Here is a 20,787-nt window from a genome sequence, read left to right as displayed (position 1 = left end):
TTTAAAGTAAAAGAGCTACCAAATTCAATATACATAGTCTTTGCACATTATAATTTGTAAACCATTATATTGAGTAGAATATTGTATTCTCGGTTAATATTTTTTTAACATAATTCGTATGTAAATACCATATCTTTAAATGCAGTATCAAAACTTCTTTATCTATGTCAAATCAAGGGTTAATTATTGAAGAACGAAGTCGGGACATTGGTGATTTCTTAGTAGGAAGACTTATTCCTTTTAGAAAAAAGAGAATGGTAGGCCCATTTATTTTTATTGATCATATGGGACCAACCGAAATCAAAGAAGGTCATTATATGGATGTCGATCAACATCCTCATATTGGATTATCTACTCTGACATATATGCTCGAAGGAGAAATTATGCATCAAGATAGTATTGGTACTAACCAAAGAATTTCTCCCGGATCTGTAAATTTGATGGTTGCCGGCAAAGGGGTCACTCATACAGAACGTACTCCACAAGACCTTAGAAATAATGGAGTATTTACTGCTCATGGGTATCAAATATGGATTGCATTACCTAAAGACTTTGAAGAGATTGATCCAGAATTTTATCATTTTGATGCCAAAGATTTACCTGTATGGCAGAATGGAGGAGCAGAATTTCGTTTAATCGCAGGAAAAGGTTACGGTTATACTTCTCCTGTTCCTGTATATTCTGAATTATTCATGATTGATGTTAAATCAAAACACTTACATGAATTACATATTAAAGGAGAATTGAAAGGTGAAATTGGTATTTGTATTGTAAAAGGAGCAATCAAGGCTTGTGAAGATCATATCCCGGAAGGAAATATGCTGGTTTCTAAAACTGAAGATAGCTGTAGTATCACTTTACTACCAGATACTCATGTCATACTGTTTGGAGGAGAGGCTTTTGAAGAAGAACGACACATCTACTGGAATTTTGTATCTACTAGTAAAGAAAAAATAGAAGCTGCAAAAATGCGTTGGAAGGAACGCGATTTCCCCACAGTTCCTAACGACAACTCGTATGTTCCTTTACCAGAATTATAAGAGATTTCAAACACGCTCCAGAGAGATACAATAATTTATATTTTGTATTACACCAATTCCCTTCTCAACTCATTCAAAGAAATATTACTATTAATGAGCCTGGTAACTACTTCCTCTCTAAACTCATCCAAATCATCATAGTCATAGTATTTTGCCCATTTATAGGTTTCAAGAAGGTTTTTAATTTGTTTAATTAACTTTCGAGTAGCATCTGCAGAACGTAATACTGCTACTTGATCATAATTTGGGTTATCCTTATGCATATAGCCAACCTTTTTGGTTTCAAAATCAACCGAAATATAATATGCATCAACATCGGGATCCAGATTTTCTCTAAAATCTCCCCATTCAGCAAATCCTAACCTTAAATCATCAATTTCAGCAGGAAAATCAGATACCAGTCGCCATTGACATTTTGCCGCTCTACCCCAGTGGTTAGACATTCGATACACTCCATGTTTTGTATAATAGTAAGTACTTCCAGATTCACTCCTATAATTGGGTTTCCTTTTTCTGATTTCTCTTAGCGGTACTCCCCTAAATACACAATAGGTTTTATTAAAAAAGTTATAGCGCGTGTATACCTTTATATTCTCTTTTTCCTGATTTTCCAATATTTCTTTTTTTCCCGATGGCAAAGAAATCACATTTTTTTCAAAAACTAAAAACAAGTTTTTAACATATTTTACCACTCCCTAATTTATGATCTAATAATTTGTAATATCCAAATCACTCCTTCTATCAAACAGAAAAAATATTACATCACATTAATCAGGAACTTAACCCTAAAATCCTACCGTGAAACCACTTGTTCAAAAAAGGGGAATCAACCAATGTTAATGAGTTATTAAACTATTTTACAAATAGTTATGGATAGATAGTTTTGAGAATTCAACAAATTAATCTTAAAACTTTTTACAACATGGGGTTTATTCTTAAAGGAAATCTTGCAGGGGAATTATGCAAAGATTGTAAAGAACCATTATTTGGTTCTATAGTACGTTTTTATCGCGTAGAAAATTTTGATCTTAGTATCATTACAAATGTAGCCGCAGATCCAAAAAACACTTTACAAATTTTAGATGAAAAACAAATCAAAGCCAAAGCCAAATTACTAATTGCCGAAGCTGAAATTGATGAGCAAGGAAACTATAAAACAGAACTAAAAGGAAAATATTAACAGTATGATGGTCCTTTGATGATCGATGTTGTAACAAAACGTGTATTTAATCAAAAAAGCAAGGATCGTGATCCAATACAATTTAATATCACTACACTACAGCCAAGATGGCGACAAATTAACGATGACATTGTATTTTACTGGAAATATTGTATTAACCAACGTTTCTGGTGCAGAATGCGTGAATTATTTGATGCCTGGGTTATCTGCGGACGGCTGTTAAATTGTAATAATGACCAAATTCCTCTTCCCGGAGTAAAAGTAATTGCAATGGATGATGATTGGTTTCAAGATGATGAACTGGGTTCTGCCATTACAGATAGCACAGGGCATTTTAGAATTGATTATACAAGTAACGATTTTAAGCAAACGTTTCTTTCTCCCCTCATCAATGTAGAAACACCATTCCCTCCATTTAATAGTGGGCCCGATGTATATTTTGAATTAGAATTTGATGGAACTCCTATAGTATTTGAAAAACCATCTGATAAAAGAAATAATGTAGGTCCATGTTTGTGTGTTACACTTTGTTTTGAAGGTGAAATTATTATTCCAGAAATTTCACTTCCGGCTACATTTACACATTTTGGAAAAGCTAAATATATACATATACAAGATGATATCGATAGTATAACCGGTAAAACAAATCCTGGTGATTTTGCATTTTATAGTACTATTAATCTGGTAGGTAGTCTTAGCAAAAAATTAAACGGGCAACCCATGGAATACATGTTTGAATATCAAATAGTATCCTCTCCATCATCACCGTTAACTGGAACATGGACACCTGTAAACTCTAATGCTGTACCAACAACAATGATAGGTAATTTTTTAATAGAGACTTTCAATCCTATAAATCCCTGGATAAAAGATCCTGTTTATATTAATCATCCAGATCCATTAAGTAATAATGTGGATATCATTGATAATTGGATACGGGTACCACAACAAGCTAACTTTGAAGCACATCAGGATGCAGAAATTCTTAAACTAGCAACTACACAAATATTTAGTACTACTTTTTTAGATATGACTGCTTTACCATCTACAATAGGCACAGCTACTATACCTACGGTAGCTCAAGAATTTAATAAATACGTTGCAGTACGAATGAAACAACGAGAAGTAGGCACTGTTAGTCCTGGAATTGTCGCCGGTACTTCTAAACCAATCGCTGTATTCAATACTAGATATAATAATGTAAACAAACATGGTAGCTGGGCTCCCGATACTGAAGATAATCAAATAGCAGCAGTATCAGTAAATATTCAAGAAATTATAACTGTAGGTGAAACGCCTGATGAGTGTGTTAAGATCATAGATGCATTACATGTAAATTATCATGGTAGAAATGAAAATCTAGGTTCATTAGCACTTAAAATCACTGGACCAAATAAACCTGGACAAAGTTTTAGTTTTCCTCCAATTTCGTTAATGGCATCTCCAGAAACTTTTGGTACAACACAATTGCAGTTTACGCCAAGTACGCAAACTGTTAATGATCTTCGATCATGTGCATTCACTATTGAGTTGACAGCATCAGTGTTACTTACCAATGGAGAATCTGGACCTGGACCTATAAGAGATTTTATATCATTCTGTAAGGCGTAATATTTGAATTAGCCAAATTCAAAAAAAACACCTTGTTCTTGGCAAGGTGCTTTTTTATTAAATTTTCTTCTATAAAACAGAAAACATCTTCTTTAATTCAAAACAAAAAAGATGAAGATATCTTGATTAGTTGTTCTGATTCATTTTATAGGTCAGAGCACCTGAAGGACAATTTGATATTTGATTTTTCAAAGCTTCAGTGGTTGCATTTTCTGGTTGTATCCAAGGTTTATCCTTTGGATGATATACTTTAGGTAATGTATGAACACAAATTCCAGAATGGGTACATTTCCCCGGTTTCCAGATAATTGTAATTTCTCCGTTTGTGTATTCTTTTCTAATTTCATTAGTTGCCATAGCATATTGATTTTAAGTGTGATATGATACTTTTTATCCTTTTAAAGATACTAGTTTTATCACTCTAAGAAAACAATATCAGTCTTTCTTTTTATTTAGGTGAAAACGATACGTAGCACCTACTCTAACAAACAGATTTCCTGTCATTTCTGGATTAAGTAAATTACGATCATCTCCAAACTCTATAGCAGAAAGGCGAATTGGCAAGGTATCTCCTTCCTGAAACACTTCATAAGATACACTTGAGTACCCAGCTTGTAAACGTACCAATACACTTTTTTCTAAAAAACTATGTTGTACATAAGGTCCTGCCTCTATACTAGATACCTGAGTATATAAATCAGGAATATTATCTTCTCGTTTAAGACTATAAGAGCGCACCGGTGCCTGGAAACCAAACCCCACAGCTACAGCAGTATTAAAACGATAATTAATATCAGCATTGATTGGTAAATTAGCAGTAACCTCCCATGTTTCACTCTCGTTTAGGTAATATAATCCTATAACAGGAGTCATAATTACACCAAACCCTTCGCTACTGGCATACGCTCCAATGCGATACTGCATACGTTTACTTTTTTGATATTTAAGTAGAGCCAACCCTCCAAAAAAGAATTGATCTCCATCTGTATGTAACTCCTGACTTGCTATTTTGGGCAAAAAGAGATAGGTTCCTGACCATTTTTCACTATGCTTAATAGCAACACCGGCTTTTAAAGTAATATTATTTAAGGTTACTCCTTCTCCATTTGGTATTAAATCTAAGCCGTGCTGATTATAATCTACACCAGTAATTACAGCAAGTTTTTCGGAAACTACTATGGGATATGTAACTGCAATATCAAGTAAATTAACATTGGTATCTGCACTATTATTATTCTCAAAACCTGCACCAAATACTGTCGCATAGTCAGCCTTTATTATATCTACATAATCTTGAGCAGATAATAGTTGCGTAAAAATTATAGTTATTGATAATACCAATATTCTATTTATCATAATGCTATACTATTTTCTTAATTGTTAAAAAGAGCAAGTATACGAGATAATTTTTTAATAATCTAAATGCCCATTCGGCCCCTCGTTCACATCATAATATTGGTATTCTTTCTATTTTCCTTTCTATTACCCCGGTATTGATTAAACTTCTTTCTAAAGATGCGCAGAAATGTACCAAAGAATCGTTCAAATCATCCTCAAGTATATACATTTCTTTGATAGCAGTTTTATATTCACTTCCCTCAGAATGAAGTCGTATTGCTTTTTTATAATATTTCTTAACTTCATTTTTTAATAACCCTATATCTTTAAAATCCCATTTACTGTAAGTTTCCTCAAATGGTTCCTGGGATTGTAATTGAACAACTAACCTTGTCCATTTAATTAAATTATAATATAAACTTCCCATATAAGAATAACTCATTATATAATTAAAACCATACGTTTTTATTATATTAATTAAGTTCTTCGAACAAAAATTAACTTCTTTAAAACTGGCATTAAGCTTTCTTACTACAATTTCATTATGTATATCAACAGTGACATTATTAGTTAAGAAATCAAACTGCTCATAAAAGCAACAATCAATTTTATGTTTCAAAAATTGTATCCTAGCAAATATACTTTGGATTTCAGGTTCTCTTTTATATCTAGATAAGATACAAGATGGATGAAATTTAAGATTAATCTTTTCATATATTCGGCTTATTTCTTTCTCATCTTCAGAAATTAAATCAAATTCCTTTTCTCTGACCTCATTTCCCTTAACACTTTGTATGATATCATCATACAATGAATTATGTTTTGTTATCCACAATGTATAATTCGTTAAAACTTTATTGGATTCCTTAACGAGATATTGCACAAAATTTTTAACAAATATTATTATTTCCTTATCAATATCTCGAGTTCTAACTAGATGTGCATTTATGATATACATACATTTCTTAATATAAAATAAAGCATCATGATATTTCCCTGCTTGATAATACAACCTATAACTAATAATATTAAAATAGAATACACTCCTTATGGAAAATAAATCATTAAAAGATAAACGTTCTTTACTTCCCTTTCGTTCCAACCCCCATGACTTCGCAGTAAGATTTTTTAATGTTAAATCATGTAACTTCTGTGAACCTAATGCCCCCTTTAATCTGGATATTTTAATTTCATTATTTCCTAAGCATGATAAAATAGTATCTGCTAATTTCCCTAAAACTAAACCAAGGAACTGTTTCTGTTTCCCATTAAGAATATGTTTGCTTCTGGTCTCAAAGATTAACTTCTCCAGTATTATGATTTGATCTTTAGGTCTTAAGTCTTTAAGTCCAAAAATGGACTTTATATTTTCAAGATATGGGCTTATAAGGTGTCCTAAAGAAGTTGTATAATAAAAGAAAGCACTAAATGAGGGATAATAATGTTTGGATTCCTGTTTTCCAAAGTGTATTCTAACGTTATCCAAACTGGAATAATTCTTTGGGTTTTCTACTTCTACCCCATTAATGACTATCTTTCTATTCTTCATACTTCCCTTGCTCAATCCACCAACTTTTAAAAATTCATTTAAGATACCTTCACACCCTTTTTCATAAAGCGATTTATAATTTCTATTTTTATAGTACAGTATAGTTCCTACGCTTTGATAATAATCTGCAAGTAATGTTTGTGTTCTTTTATGGTCTCCTGTAGTATTTTTTTCAAAGAAGTCGTAATATGTAAGTCCGGAAATAAAACTCTTAAAAGGGAACAAATCGATTACTCCCATAAACTTGGTATATTCTTGAATATTTCTCTCTAAATTACTTTCTGTAATACCGTCTGATCTATCTTTTTCGAGTACCATTAATAATGCAAGATGAGGTCTTAAAAATAATTGCATTCGTTTATAAGGGCTTTCCCATTCTTTATAATCCCAATACTTTAATGTAGTATCCTCATTAGAATCGAACACCCATTCTTTTGTATCTAAAGTAATACTGCGTAATATCGAATATGTAGAATCATATCTCTTCGACTTTTCAAGACACAAACTTAGTAACAATCTATTCCTGGTATAAAGCATCATTTGATGTTGATGAAGATCCTTTGTACCTCTTAATGGCTGAATAGCATCTGCATAATAGCGTATGGCAGCATCATAATCTTCATCATAAAAATGAATATCAGCAATAGTAGAGTTCAAATAACTTAATGTATTAATAAAAGATGAATCTATATTTGATGATGTAGCATCTTTATAGAACTCCATCTTTTGTTTTAATTTTCTTTTAAAGAATGATTTGATATGATACGATTCATCCAAGGTAAAATTAAATGCAGCCTCACTTTCGTCTGATATTTTGGATATATATTTTAACTCCATCGCAGATCGACTACGAAACTTAAATTGAAACATCGCATTCGTTGTTCTTCTAATATGTTTTATTGACAAGTATGATATCAGGTTTTTAAGTGTCTCTCTTAAATGAGGCCCTTTACTTCCAATAATAATGTCTGGCATTAATTCTAACTCTCTCCATGAAAATGCTGATTTATGAAATTTTAAAATATGATCCATTAAGAAAGCAGATAGATATAAGTTTTTATCATTAAGTTCTTTAAGGTACTTTTCATTCTCTATCATATACGGGTAAAAAATAGATGATAGCACCCCAATTTTATGCTGTTCTTTATAGCTGATGGATAAAAATAAATTACTACGGGAATCTTTCCTTCTTAGTAAAATCAGATTTCTTTCTTCATCCTTCTTCTCATCTGTTAAAGGTGCCATGTAATTTTCTACAAGTTCTTTAAGTTTCTTCGGGCTACCATTGCTTCTATAAGTAAGATAAACGATAAATTGATGTATTTGATAAAAGATTCTATCTCTATGATCTATACCTTCTAATTTTTGGTATAACAATGTCAAATAGTTTACTGAAGCTACGTCATCTTTCATCATTTCATCTACCATAAAATTCCCCAAAATAATTCGTGCTAAGTAGTTTTCTACCATTTGAGTAATTCTTGTCTTACTTTTTTCAAAATCCTTAAAAAAACTATTGACATAGATTACCTCATGAAAAATACTACTATAAAAAGACTCACGATCTGCCACATCAGCTAAGCTGGCATCATACATTTCTGCACCACCAATAAAAATAAACTTAGCATCAGCACTGTGAATAAAGCTTTTTAGGTTAGCAAGAAGCTTTGATAGTGTTTCCTTTCTTAAATCTGTTCTGGATTTTCCTAATTCAAAATAATCATTTTCCCCTTCTACAAATTCTGCTTCTAATTTATCTAATTCATCAATTATAAAAAGTATACATCCTTTTTCCCTACCCTTTCTTACATTTTTATACAACCTCAGTACTTCTTTAATCTCAAATTCGAGTTCTTTTGTTGTAAATCTATTAAACGATTGCTTATAAGGTCTTTCTCCAATATCCTGGATAAGTGCAGTCACCTTATTTAAAAGAGAACTTTCATTAACCAAACCGGAGAAAGCAGTATTGTTTGTGGTTTTATTTTCTACTTCTAAATCTGAATTTATCCTTTTCTTAACTTGACCAATTCTTGAATATAAATCAATTTTTTTCTTATGAATTTTTCGATAAGCAAATGTTAAAGCGATATTAACCAACACAAATAAAATAATGAATATCAATGAAAAAAATAAAATAACCAGAGTCTGGTTCTGGGTAATCAATGTTTGATGATCACTATTTATAATCCCTAATTTTACTCCATATAGAAGGGAATAGATTATAAGAAAACTTAATAAAAAAGAGATAATACCCGCTATAACTCTCAATATACTCTTATTGAACGGTTCTCTCTTTGAAATGATTTTATCGACCATTTGTATAAAGACCTGTCGTAATAAGTCATAATCCCTCAGTTCTCCTTGAGAAAGGAATATTTTTACTGGTATAATTAAAGATTCATTATTATCTATAGATGAATTTATCTTATTTAATTCTGAATCTTGTTCATTTTTATTGATATCTCTAATCACATTATCTACCATAGTGGACTTTCCCATCCCTCTATATCCTGCAACCAAATAAGCACCTCTATAATCTTTATTTTTCCCCCGTGGATCTATTCTTCTTCTTAATTTTCTCTGTGCCTGCTCTCTCCCTATAAATATTGAATTCTCGTCACAGTGATGGTTTGAAAAGTCATATTCCTCAATCGGAATATGAATATTTTTTACTATTACACTCATTACTACTTTAATTAGCTAGATTATTAAGTACTTACTAAGTGGGGTTTATTAATTATAACACAGTCTCACATACTATTTCATACATTATCTTTAATAGGGTAAACTAAGATAAAAACATGAATACTCTCATTTTTCAACTTTGAACATCTTATTCCAAAATTTTAAAACAATACAAGACCTATTTCTTAAAAAAACAGGTTAAATAATAAAAGGGGGAGGTTACATAAGACGAATGTGTAGTATTCTTGATTAAATTGTGTTACAATGCTTAAATATAATGCATTACAAAATAATCAGATACATTTGTTACATTTTTTTATAGTTGTCATTAAAACATTTCTTTACGGAAAAATGGAAATATAAATTTACAATGTAACATTTCTATCCATTCCTCTTCTAATACTATACGTTTCTGTGTTTATATCATGAAAAAAGAACTCTTCTCTGTAATTAAAGTATATCTAGTGACCTGGCTCATATCTATACTATTGATCTTGTCATTGTTACTATTTAGAGTAGAATTAAGTTTAGGTAGATCATTTCGGGAACTTTCTGAACTCCTTCTCAACTCTCAATTTTTAATAAGTTTACATGTACTCTTTGCTGTATTATATATACTCTTTTTGATTCTTAGGTATTTTATTAGGGTATATCGTATTCATGGTATAAAGACAATGAGTAAACGATTGGTACTAAGGGTAATCATTCCTGTTTTATTTCTCTTTCTTATTTTTAAATCCATCGTGTATGCAAACAGTTCAGAAAACTTTATATACGAATGGGATCATACTGTAGAAAATACTGGTAATATGATCAAAGACCACTATAAGATTGATAAAAAACACCGTGGAATGAGTGTTTTTGGTTGGAGTTCGGATAATGAAAAACCCATTATTGAATTGGTTAAAAATAACATAGAGTGGGTTGCTGTTATTCCTTTCATAGCCCAAAAAGATCAATATATTACTACAATGGGAACTCCTGAAATCATAGGAAAATGGTCACGTCGAGATTCTGTATTTATAAAAACTATAAGGCAACTTAAAGCAAAAGGCATCCATGTTCAGTTAAAACCTCATATATGGGTTAATGATGGGTGGCGTTCTGATATTGCATTAAAATCCAAAAATGAGTGGAATGTATGGTTTGATTCTTATCGAGATAATCTAATACACTATGCAAAAATGGCTGAAGAAACAGGTGTAGAATTATTATGCGTAGGTACGGAGTTGAGAACTTCATTAAAACACATGCCTGATCGCTGGACATCTTTAATCAAAGAAATCAAAACTATATATCATGGGCAACTTACTTATGCGGCTAATTGGGATGGAGAGTTCGAACTTATTGACTTCTGGGAAGAATTAGATTATATAGGAATTCAGGCATATTTTCCTATCACTAAAACATCAAAACCAGATCTCGAAACCTTAAAAAGAGGTTGGGATAAGCATATCATACAATTAGAATCCCTGTCAAAAGCCCATAATAAACCTATACTTTTTACTGAAATTGGTTACAAAAGTGAAGTTTCAGCAACTATACGACCATGGGAATGGGGATCTTTTCTTGGTATTTTATATCAGAAAAAATCAGATCAAACACAGCATCTTGCTTATGAAGCCTTGTTTAAACAGCTTTGGAATAAAAAATGGTTTGCAGGGACATATATCTGGCAATGGGACACAAGAACTCCAGAAGATAGTGCTCCAACAAGTTTAGGTTTTTCTCCTCGATATAAACCTGCACAAAATACTATTGCAAAATGGTATGCTAAATTGTAATATTACCTATCTAATTAAATCAATTCACCTGCTTTTTTAACTTTTTTACCTGCTATATTTCCCAGTCCATCATAACTTGCATATTTATATAAATCATGCAATGTAGGGTAATTAAATACTGTAGCGATTAAATGATCTAAAGTTTTTTGTTCCCGTACTAGTTGCATCCCATAATGAATCAATTCAGTTGCAAAATGCCCTATAATGTGCACTCCTAAAACAATTTTTGTTTTTTTTTCAAAAATTAATTTCAAATATCCACTATCTGTGTCTCCCATAATCATACCTCTAGCAGTATCACGATAATAGCTATATCCAACACCGTAATCAATCTTTGTTTCTATGGCTTGCTCTTCTGTGATGCCTACCATAGAAACTTCGGGAACTGTATAAATACCATATGGAAAAATATCTGCAAGAGACTCCAGGTCGGCTGTATTAAACATATGTGTAACAGCAATACGTCCTTGCTCCATACTCGTACTCGCAAGAGCTGGAAACCCTATTACATCTCCTACTGCAAAGATATTCAGGATGTTAGTTTGAAATTTTTCATTTACAACAACGGTTTCTCTATTACCTGTTTTAACACCTATTCCTTCGCAATTCAAGCCTTTTATTTGACCACTACGACCTGCGGCAAACAAAAACATATCAACGTTAAGAGTTTCTCCTGATTTAAGACGGAGTCTAAGTGGTTTGTCATCATCATCTGGTAATTCAAAATCAATAACAGAATTATTAAACAAAATCTTTATATCATTCTTCTTCATCTGATCTACCAGCCCTTCAGAGATTTTGCTATCCAAAAAACCGAGAATTTTATCTCTATCGTTAACTATATAGGTTTTTACTCCCATAGCACCAAATATGGTAGCATATTCACAACCGATTACACCTGCTCCTAACACACATATTGACTTAGGAAACTTGGTTATACTCAAAATCGAATCAGAGTCCAATACTCTTTTATGGTCAAAGGGGATATACTCTGGATGATATGGATAGGAACCGGTAGCAATAAGGGTGTATTTACTTTCTATAATTTGCTCTAAATCTCCAGATATTTTTAGATGATGTTTATCTATAAAGCTGGCAAATCCCTCGTACAAATCAACGCCATGTTTTTCTAGGTTATATTTTACGATTTTATTCATATGGTTAGTCACCACATTTTTTCGGTATAAGAAGTCATGAACTCCAGTTGCTCTTCCAATCTCTTTATCTACTCCAAAAACACCTTTTTGATAAATTCCTGATAGATACAGTGCGGTTTCTTTTAGTGTTTTTGAAGGCAAAGTACCTGTTTGCACCCCTGCCCCACCAAATTTGTGTTCTTTTTCTATTAAGGCTACTTTATATCCAAAGTATGCTGCTTTTACCGCTGCCTTTTCGCCAGCTGGTCCTGAACCTATTACAACAAGATCATATTTTTTCACAGATTGTATTTTTAATTATTTAGTAATCATATTGGTTATATCATCCCAAGAAGATGCTTTCTGTTCTATATAATTATGACACCTATCCAAAAAGATTTTTATTGCTTTATCTCCTGGATATTTTTTACGAAGCTTAGTAAAAATTGTAGTTGCCTTTACGATCTCTTCATTTTTTATATGTTTTACCGCAGTGTTGTAGCTTTTTAAATAGGTTAGTTTTATATGCTCGCGAGATGATAAAAATTCATAAACCGAAAGTGTTTTAGATTTACCCTTTACTTTGACTTTATCCAAAAACCTATAGTTAAAAGAATGCTTATTTTTTAGTTTTGATAAAGTTGCCTCTGTAGCGATAATCTTGGATTGATAATACTTTGTTAACCCTTCTACTCGTGATGATGTATTTACCGCATCAGAGATCACTGTAGTTTCTAGCCTGTGATCATGTCCAATAGTACCTAAGATTAAGTTTCCTGTGTGAATACCAGTACCAACTTCTATCGGCAAACGGTTTTTTTCTATAAGTTTACGATTAAAAATTTCAAGAAAATCCTCAAATTCAAAAACAGTTTGTATCGCTGCATCAGGGTTTTCAGGAAAGAGTGCCATTACAGAATCTCCAATAAATTTATCTATAAATCCTCCGTTTCGTTTTATAATAGGGACTATACCACTAAGATATTCATTAATAAAATCAAAATTTTCCTGTGGACTCAAGGATTCAGAGATCTTTGTAAACTCACGAATATCAGAAAAAATCACAGTCATTTCCCGTTCAACCTGATCTCCTAATTGCACTTCTTCTATACTTTCTCTCCCTAGATTATGCAAAAATTCTTGTGGTACAAAACGACTATTGGCTTTACTAAGACGAAGTAGTTTTTTATTAGCATTTGCTAGTTCTGTAGTACGTTCATCTACTTTTTGTTTAAAAAACTTTAAACGCGAAATGACTTCATCTTTCAAAAAAGAAAAATTTCTAGTCAAACTCCCAATTTCGTCTTGTGTGCGAACTACAGGGTGCTCTGTTTCTAATGTGAAATTGCTATCTACAAATCTGGTGATGTGTAATGTAAGTTCTGTAAGTGGTTTTGTTATTTTTCTAGAAATTAATGAACTTATCCATACACTTACTATCATGAGTAAAAATGAAATGATTCCAAAAGTGATTGTAAGTTGTTTAAATTCTGCATTGGCCCATTCTTTTGCATAAACAACAATATCACTAAAATCGGCTTCACAAATAGTGATTCGTTGATCCAGTTTTTGTTTCAATCCAGAGTTATCTCTAATCCCAATTCGTTGATCTAGTTCTACTAATTGCAAAAATTTATTACGATACCCTAATAGATAAGACAGTATTTCACTTTTTCGGGCTTTGGTTATCTTCTTATTTGCCACAGTTTCTTGAGCAAGCTTATCTACTAGCCGAGTAAGTTGGGTAATATAAATGGGTTCATTTCGCATGATATAATCCTTCTCATGTCTTCTGAGAAAAAGAATATCTTCTAAAGCAATTTCGTCTATATTTTCAAGCCAGTGCACATCTTTTCTCATTGTCCCTTCCAAGTTAAAATTCTTATACCCACGTGCCTGGATTTGGACAATCAGTTCTAAGAAAACTGCATCAATTTCTGTAATATCAGATTTAATAAAATCTATCCCACCAACCAATGCTCCTTCATCTTTAAAATCTACATGCATAAGATAAGATCTTGTGCTATCTAGCAATTTGAGATATTGATCTAGGTATTTATTGTCTCCTGTCTTAAAAAATTGTTGATCTTTGGTTGCATAACTGAAGAAATCTTGTTGTGCTTTTACGCTTTTTAAAAGCATAACATGCGATTGTTCTATAGCTTCTGTTCGTTTTAAAATATGTTCCCGCTTTTTAAGGTACGCAATAGAAAGCATGATAATCACAAAGCTAAAACTAATGAAAACCAAAAACCAGAATAGCAATCTATGGCGGAACGTACGAAACATCTGATAGTATTAAAATTAGATATATATTTATTGCACAATAGTGTGCAGATATTATATCAAAAAGTGTAGATTTCTAACGATTTGATTCAAAAACACGTTTCTACTACAATATACTTAAGTTTACCGTTTCTTTTTGCATTTTGGATTACTATTATAAAAACTTTATGTTAACAATTAGGTTATAACCTACTGAATTAATACCTTTTATGTATGATCTTTACGTGGATTCTATTAGCACATTGGGTGGGAGATTTTCTTCTTCAAACTTCAAAAATGGCATTAGGAAAAAGCCAGAATTTCAAATGGCTCTTTATACATGTCATCACTTATACTGCTGTGCTTCTAGTATGTGGTTTGTTATTATTTCCTATAGAAACTGCTATTACCTATGTATTGCTTAATTGCATTTTACATGGTGTTACTGATTTTTTCACTAGTAAACTGGCTGCTAAATACCAGGAAAAACCTCGTATTTTTTTCCCTATTCTTGGCTTTGATCAATTCATCCACATAGTTACTTTGTATATCACTTATCTAAATAGAGATAGCATATTTTTGTTCTAGATTAAGCGTATTAAAGAATCAATATTTTGCAAAAATCACTTAAACTTACAGTATAAACATAGTATTATAAAAAATTAAAAATCAAGTATTTACAAAAATCAACTCTCTAACATTAACACAACACCTTTTTCTTCTATACCCTGTACAAGTCGTTGATTATCAGGCTTACTTTCTAACCCTATAATCTTTTTCAAATTTGGTAAAAACTCTAGATCATCAATAGCTGTATTAGAAATCGGAATAATCTCATCGCCTACTCCCGGATCCCAAAATGGCCATAATTGATAATACACTTGTGCTCCTCCACCAAAACCATCATCCATATACAACTCTGTCACTTGGTTAAGCAATTCTTGTGGAATATCTAAGTTTTGAAAATATGCTTTTATCTCTGGAATAATATTATAACCATCACTTTCTATATCAATTTGTCTTTTTTCATGTTCCTTTACAAATTCTGCAATATCAAATTTTGGTGTTAATAGATTCTGATTATACATTAGTTCTTCAATCACCCATAGTTTTAAGGCAAAATCTTTAAAAATGACTTTGGGGCTTTGAGATAAGGTATACTTTTTAGGTTCGTTTTTATATGAGTTACTATCACAGATTAGTAAAGTGAGATAGTTAATTTTAGGATTTCCTGTAAAAGCGCGAATAACCAATCGTATAGATTCAGACGTAGTTTTACTTACAGCTATTCGTTGTACGGCATCATTCCATCTTTTTTCTTTAATAGCTTCAAAATGGTCTTCAATATTCTTTTTTTCTTTTTTATAATGTTTAACACCTTGATGTATTCCTATAGATTTTAGTTCTTCTATCTTTTCATTAACTTCTTGTAGTTGCTCTTCTTTTGTATTCAGTTTTATATCAAAGCAGTTAAAGAAAAAAGTATCAATAAAAAAGCTTTTTACATCCTCAGTCCAGGAGTCACTTTTATCAAGTATAGCTTTGATAATTTTTACTGCATTTTTATGTTCAAAATCTTCTCTATCAGCATTTAAACCAAACATCTTCAGAGCTATACCAGTCAAAATTCCTTTAGTATTTTTCTGTGTTATATAAAACATAATGAGTTCTGCATAATTATCAATCGCATTAGGATGATATCGTAATAATGCAGTAATCAAAGTATTCTTATTCTCGGGAAACGCTTTATAGAGCGGTAGTATATATTGAGAAATTTCACTTCTATATTTTTCATCTAAGTAAGATGTATGATAAAAATACAAAGCAAATATTTTTTGGATCAAATCACCAAGATTTCCTTTGTTATAAGTTTTTACATTGACTTCTATAATTTGGAAATCAGGAATTTCTAACAATTTCTTTATATGACGAATCAATTCTTCATTGTTTTTAGAAATAGCATGTTTTGTTTTTTCTCCACTAAGAGATATATAATCGCTTGATGAAAATATAGTCAGAAATTTATATAAGTTCTTTGTTTCTTCAGAGGCTTCTCCATCAAAATTTTCTAGTTTATGAATCAATACGTTATAGAGCTGATATACAAAAGAAACATCTTTATTGATACACTCTTTCCATTGTCTACAAATCTTATCCCGAGTAGATTTATCATTATATGGAGCCTTTTCAATCAATTCTAAATGCTTAAGAATTAATGGGCTTACAATGAGTTTTGATTTCTTTTTACGAAAAAAGTAATTACGAAATTTCATGACCTATATCACTTTTATTATTTAAGACTTAGAATATAAATACATTAGTAACTTTCATATTCATATCAAAAATATCACATCTAACTATCAGTCAACACCCTATATTCCGTGAAAACGTCTCCTTGTTTATAGGGACTTTTATGGATCCAGAATAGTTTTTTTGATGTTTATTATGTTTTTTTTTGTTTACAAACTAAGGAGTTCTATTTTTATATATTGAAGCTATTTCTATAGCACCCCACTGAATCTAAAAATTCTAAATGTTCATTTTTGAATTGAATGATCAATAGTCGTCACATTGTAAATAATACTATAAAAGAGATATACTATATCATATAATCATATAGTCATAAAAAGACTATTGGACATCACCAAACACCAACGAATTTAGGCTACACTATGATTGAAAATATAAATAAAGGTAATTTCTACGAAATTAGTTTGGGGTCTGTGCCCACAGATGCTGATATTGCTTTTACTACAGTAAGTACAGAAGCTACTGCGGGTCTTCTTAATCGCTTGGTTATAAAATCATATGGATACAATCTTAGCATTCTTAAGAACCTTGATCTTGAAAAGGGTTTCGATTTGGTCGAAGACAACAGAGGACTTAAATCTATTCTATTTATAGTCACTGTAGAAAAAAAGAGAGAAGTAGAAGATGCTCTAAAAGAAAACCTTGCTAAAAGTATACAATACTATTTAAAATCGTTATCCAATAAAAAAATATGGTTACCCCTTATGGGAACCGGTAAAGGGGGATTAAGCTTTTCTAAAAGCCTCCAAATTACACGTGATGTACTTCTTAACTATTCAAATCATTTATCACAAGCAAATGTTAGTTTTATTATCTCAATTCCTATTAGCGAAGAAGGTAAAGCGTTGTTTAATTCCTTAGAGCAAACAAAAACAATTGATACTGATTTTTATAAACAAAAAAAACAGACGCCTCCTGTAGAGCAAACAAAAAATGTTCAAAAAGCACCGCTTAAAAAGCAAAAAACAACTAAAAAAGCCCCCTTGTCAGAAGGAGACGATTTTATTGAGGATTTCTCTGGTAAGTTCTATCTAGTTGGGTCTTCCTGGGGCAAACAAGACAAAAAAGAACTCTTCTTTAGAAACAATACCTGGGAGAATCCATATGATGAGAAATATATTGATCTTGTAAACAATGTTCGTCCCGGAGATATTCTAATCATGAAATCTACCTTTGCAAAGAAAAATGGTAAGTCATACATTCGAATAAAAGGATTCGGAACGGTAATGGGGAATAACAATAATGGTAAACACCTTACTGTGGATTGGTCAATTAAGGATTTACAAACCGATATTGAGGGGCTTGGATCCTATAGAGCTATCATTTCTGAACCTAAAAAAGAACATCTACTTACTATACTTTCTCAATTAGACACTGATCAACGTTCAGGTCTTAGTCAGTCCAATACAGAAGTACCATCAATCACTACAGTAACTAAAATTACAACGATTGCTGGTTTGGTTAGCGATATCGATTCTGGAACAGATCATCTTAATATATCCAAAGACGTCTCTGCATTTGCACGGGTCATTGCTGCAAAAAGCTTTACTCCTCCTCTGGCAATTGCATTATTTGGAAAATGGGGTTCTGGGAAAAGTTTTTTTATGAAAAAACTAAAAGAACGTATTGAACTGTTGTCTTATGCTAATCCAGAAAAAGGATTTTGTGAAGGTATAGCTCATGTACATTTTAATGCATGGTCTTATATGGATGCCAATCTTTGGGCAGGTATCATTACCAAAATTTTTGAAGGGTTACAACAGTACATTAGCAATAATTCTCCCACCGATGCTTATAAAAAGGAAATCGAAGAAATGCTTACCAGTGAGTTACATATCACCAATGATGAGTTAGCAAAGCTGAAAAAAGAAGAAAGTGATATAAATATTCAACTGGAAACTTTAGTAGCACAGAAAGATAACATCGAAGAGGAGTTACAACAAAAAATAGATGAAATTGAAAATCTTACGATTACCAAAGTCATAGAAAAGGTAAATAATGATTTTCAGGTAGAAACACGAATTAAAGATGCTGTTCACCAAAACCCCTCCATAATTAAAAGTAAAGAAGAATTGGCAAAAGTAATCCCAAGAGAATATTGGAAAAACCCTGATGAACTTTACCAACAAACAAGATCAACGCAAACCTTCTTAAAAATATTCTTCAAAACCGGAGAATTATGGAAAAACCTACTCTGGCTTACAGGCATTATACTTATAGTCGTCTTGGTTCCACTGGCTTTAGAACTTATCGTTAGCGCCATAGGTTTTACAGATTTTAATTTCTCCAAAGATACTATACTCGAACCTGATTATAGTTTCACCACCAAAATGCTATCTCTTTTCACTATTTTGGGTGGATTGTATACTCGTGGAATTGTTGTCTATAAAAAACTGCAACCCCTCATTGCCTCCTTTTGGAATATCAAAAAAGAATATGAGATTAAAAAAGAAGATGCTATATTTTCCTTTAAACAAAAAGAAAAAGCATTACAACTCGAGATTGAAAAAATCAAAGACAAAATTGTAGATATCAATCAACAAATTAACATCACAACAAAACAAAAAACAGAGATTGAGTTTAGGCTAAATAACACCTTATCTACTGAGGCACTACATACTTTTATCGAAAAAAGATCGGCAAGTAAAGAGTATGAAGAACATTTAGGGATTATATCTATTATTAGAAAAGATTTCGAAATCTTGAGTAATCTGTTTACCGATCATCACGAAGAACTCGAAAACAGTAAGAAAATCGAAGATTTTAGAGAAAAATTCGAACGCCCTTTACAACGTATTGTTCTCTACATTGATGATCTGGATCGATGTCCAGAAGAACGTGTTGTTGAAGTCTTAGAAGCTGTTAATCTTCTTATGGCATATCCACTGTTTGTTGTAGTAGTAGGTGTCGATCCACGATGGGTAAAGAATGCGTTAATAAAAAAGCATCAGTTACAATTTGTAAAGAATGAAAAAAGTCCGGAGATAGAAATGATTGATCCTTCAAGTTATCTCGAAAAGATATTCCAGGTCCCTTTTAATTTAAAGGCTCCAGCAGATAGTAGTGTAAAACATATGCTTAAGACTTTGGCCGAGATAAACCCCATAATTAGCGATGAAGTTACAGATATCGAGCAAGAAGAACATGTTAGTATTGATGATAGTAGTTATACCGATGTCGAACAAATAGAAAGCACTATTCCTACACCAGAATATCCGATAAAAACTACAGAAGAAAACATCAAAGATATAGAACATATCGAAACCAAGGAGACTATAGAGTCCTTACAATTCTCTGAGCAAGAAATAAAACTTCTACAAGATATGTCCATTGTTATTGGATCAAGTCCAAGAGCAATAAAACGTTTTATAAACATCTACAGAATTGTAAAAGCTCATGAAAATTTTGGGTATACCAACGCCAGTGATGATATCGAAATTTTATCTGTGCTCTTTCTATTAGCACTCCCTATTGGTAAATACAAACACTTAACTACTTCTCTATTTGGATATTTTGTTGATGAATCCAAAGAAGCACAGCAGTTACAAAGTTATTTTCATGCACCCATTGATCAAATACATAAAAAAGCACATCCATTACAAGAAGAACTCCTCGAGAAAATGTCAAATTCTGAAGTAAGAGTATTGTTAGATCAAAAAACCGAACGATTTACAAAACATCTATACTTTTTAAAGCGATTTGTGTTTAGTGGAATGTAATACTTAGATGCTGTTTCAATACTAGACTTGTAATCTCACCCATCGGATCTGCATGCTTATTTTGGCTGTATTGAAGGTTGAGGCTCTCGAAACTGGGAACTATTGCCACCAAGGTTCGGTATATCACTGAAGGTTGAGGCTCTCGAAACCTGAGTATCTTATATACA

General features: G+C 31.8%; 13 protein-coding genes. 6 read left to right on the top strand and 7 right to left on the bottom strand.

Annotated features, from left to right (window positions below; all coding sequences use genetic code 11):
* Positions 1-164 precede the first annotated feature (164 nt).
* Positions 165-1,040, top strand: coding sequence for a pirin family protein (locus DK442_RS24810; protein ID WP_109438618.1), 876 nt, complete (start codon positions 165-167; stop codon positions 1,038-1,040).
* Positions 1,041-1,087: 47 nt separating this feature from the next.
* Here DK442_RS24810 and DK442_RS24805 read toward each other — a convergent pair whose 3' ends face one another.
* Positions 1,088-1,678: a hypothetical protein gene (locus tag DK442_RS24805; RefSeq protein ID WP_143917725.1), complete on the bottom strand. Its 591-nt coding sequence runs from the start codon at positions 1,676-1,678 to the stop codon at positions 1,088-1,090.
* 284 nt (positions 1,679-1,962) lie between these two features.
* On the opposite strand from DK442_RS24805, the gene DK442_RS24800 reads away from it, so the two are divergent.
* The gene (locus DK442_RS24800) at positions 1,963-2,220 is read left to right on the top strand and encodes a hypothetical protein (RefSeq protein ID WP_109438616.1); all 258 of its coding nucleotides are present in this window, start codon (positions 1,963-1,965) and stop codon (positions 2,218-2,220) included.
* A gap of 18 nt (positions 2,221-2,238) precedes the next feature.
* Positions 2,239-3,831 carry a hypothetical protein gene (locus tag DK442_RS24795; RefSeq protein ID WP_109438615.1) on the top strand — a complete coding sequence of 531 codons (1,593 nt, stop codon included), beginning with the start codon at positions 2,239-2,241 and terminating at the stop codon, positions 3,829-3,831.
* A 126-nt stretch (positions 3,832-3,957) separates the two neighbouring features.
* Here the strand turns inward: DK442_RS24795 and DK442_RS24790 are convergent, their stop codons facing one another.
* From DK442_RS24790 to DK442_RS24780, 3 genes are all read right to left on the bottom strand, one after another.
* Positions 3,958-4,188 carry a (4Fe-4S)-binding protein gene (locus DK442_RS24790; RefSeq protein WP_109438614.1) on the bottom strand — a complete coding sequence of 77 codons (231 nt, stop codon included), beginning with the start codon at positions 4,186-4,188 and terminating at the stop codon, positions 3,958-3,960.
* A gap of 78 nt (positions 4,189-4,266) precedes the next feature.
* On the bottom strand, positions 4,267-5,187 hold the full coding sequence (locus tag DK442_RS24785) for a DUF6268 family outer membrane beta-barrel protein (RefSeq protein ID WP_109438613.1): 921 nt from the start codon (positions 5,185-5,187) through the stop codon (positions 4,267-4,269).
* 91 nt (positions 5,188-5,278) lie between these two features.
* Positions 5,279-9,406, bottom strand: coding sequence for an ATP-binding protein (locus tag DK442_RS24780; RefSeq protein WP_109438612.1), 4,128 nt, complete (start codon positions 9,404-9,406; stop codon positions 5,279-5,281).
* Between the two features lie 425 nt (positions 9,407-9,831).
* Here DK442_RS24780 and DK442_RS24775 point away from each other — a divergent pair, with 425 nt between their 5' ends.
* Positions 9,832-11,190: a hypothetical protein gene (locus tag DK442_RS24775; protein ID WP_160114347.1), complete on the top strand. Its 1,359-nt coding sequence runs from the start codon at positions 9,832-9,834 to the stop codon at positions 11,188-11,190.
* A gap of 14 nt (positions 11,191-11,204) precedes the next feature.
* On the opposite strand, the gene sthA is transcribed toward DK442_RS24775, so the two are convergent.
* Entirely contained in the window at positions 11,205-12,629 is a 1,425-nt protein-coding gene (gene sthA / locus DK442_RS24770; protein WP_160114346.1) for a Si-specific NAD(P)(+) transhydrogenase, read from the bottom strand.
* Positions 12,630-12,644: 15 nt separating this feature from the next.
* A complete protein-coding gene (locus tag DK442_RS24765) occupies positions 12,645-14,615 on the bottom strand; it encodes an adenylate/guanylate cyclase domain-containing protein (RefSeq protein WP_109438609.1) in 1,971 nt (656 codons plus the stop codon).
* Positions 14,616-14,825: 210 nt separating this feature from the next.
* Between DK442_RS24765 and DK442_RS24760 the strand changes: the two genes are divergently transcribed.
* Entirely contained in the window at positions 14,826-15,179 is a 354-nt protein-coding gene (locus tag DK442_RS24760) for a DUF3307 domain-containing protein (protein ID WP_109438608.1), read from the top strand.
* 98 nt (positions 15,180-15,277) lie between these two features.
* Here the strand turns inward: DK442_RS24760 and DK442_RS24755 are convergent, their stop codons facing one another.
* The gene (locus DK442_RS24755; protein ID WP_109438607.1) at positions 15,278-16,864 is read right to left on the bottom strand and encodes a hypothetical protein; all 1,587 of its coding nucleotides are present in this window, start codon (positions 16,862-16,864) and stop codon (positions 15,278-15,280) included.
* Positions 16,865-17,263: 399 nt separating this feature from the next.
* Here DK442_RS24755 and DK442_RS24750 point away from each other — a divergent pair, with 399 nt between their 5' ends.
* Positions 17,264-20,620, top strand: a complete 3,357-nt coding sequence (locus tag DK442_RS24750; RefSeq protein ID WP_109438606.1) for a P-loop NTPase fold protein — start codon at positions 17,264-17,266, stop codon at positions 20,618-20,620.
* The last annotated feature ends 167 nt before the right edge of the window (positions 20,621-20,787 follow it).

Origin of the sequence: Aquimarina sp. AU119, from assembly GCF_900312735.1 — a bacterium.
GTDB lineage: Bacteria > Bacteroidota > Bacteroidia > Flavobacteriales > Flavobacteriaceae > Aquimarina > Aquimarina algiphila.
Note: the sequence above shows the minus strand (reverse complement) of the source record. Positions and strands in the feature narration are given on the sequence as shown.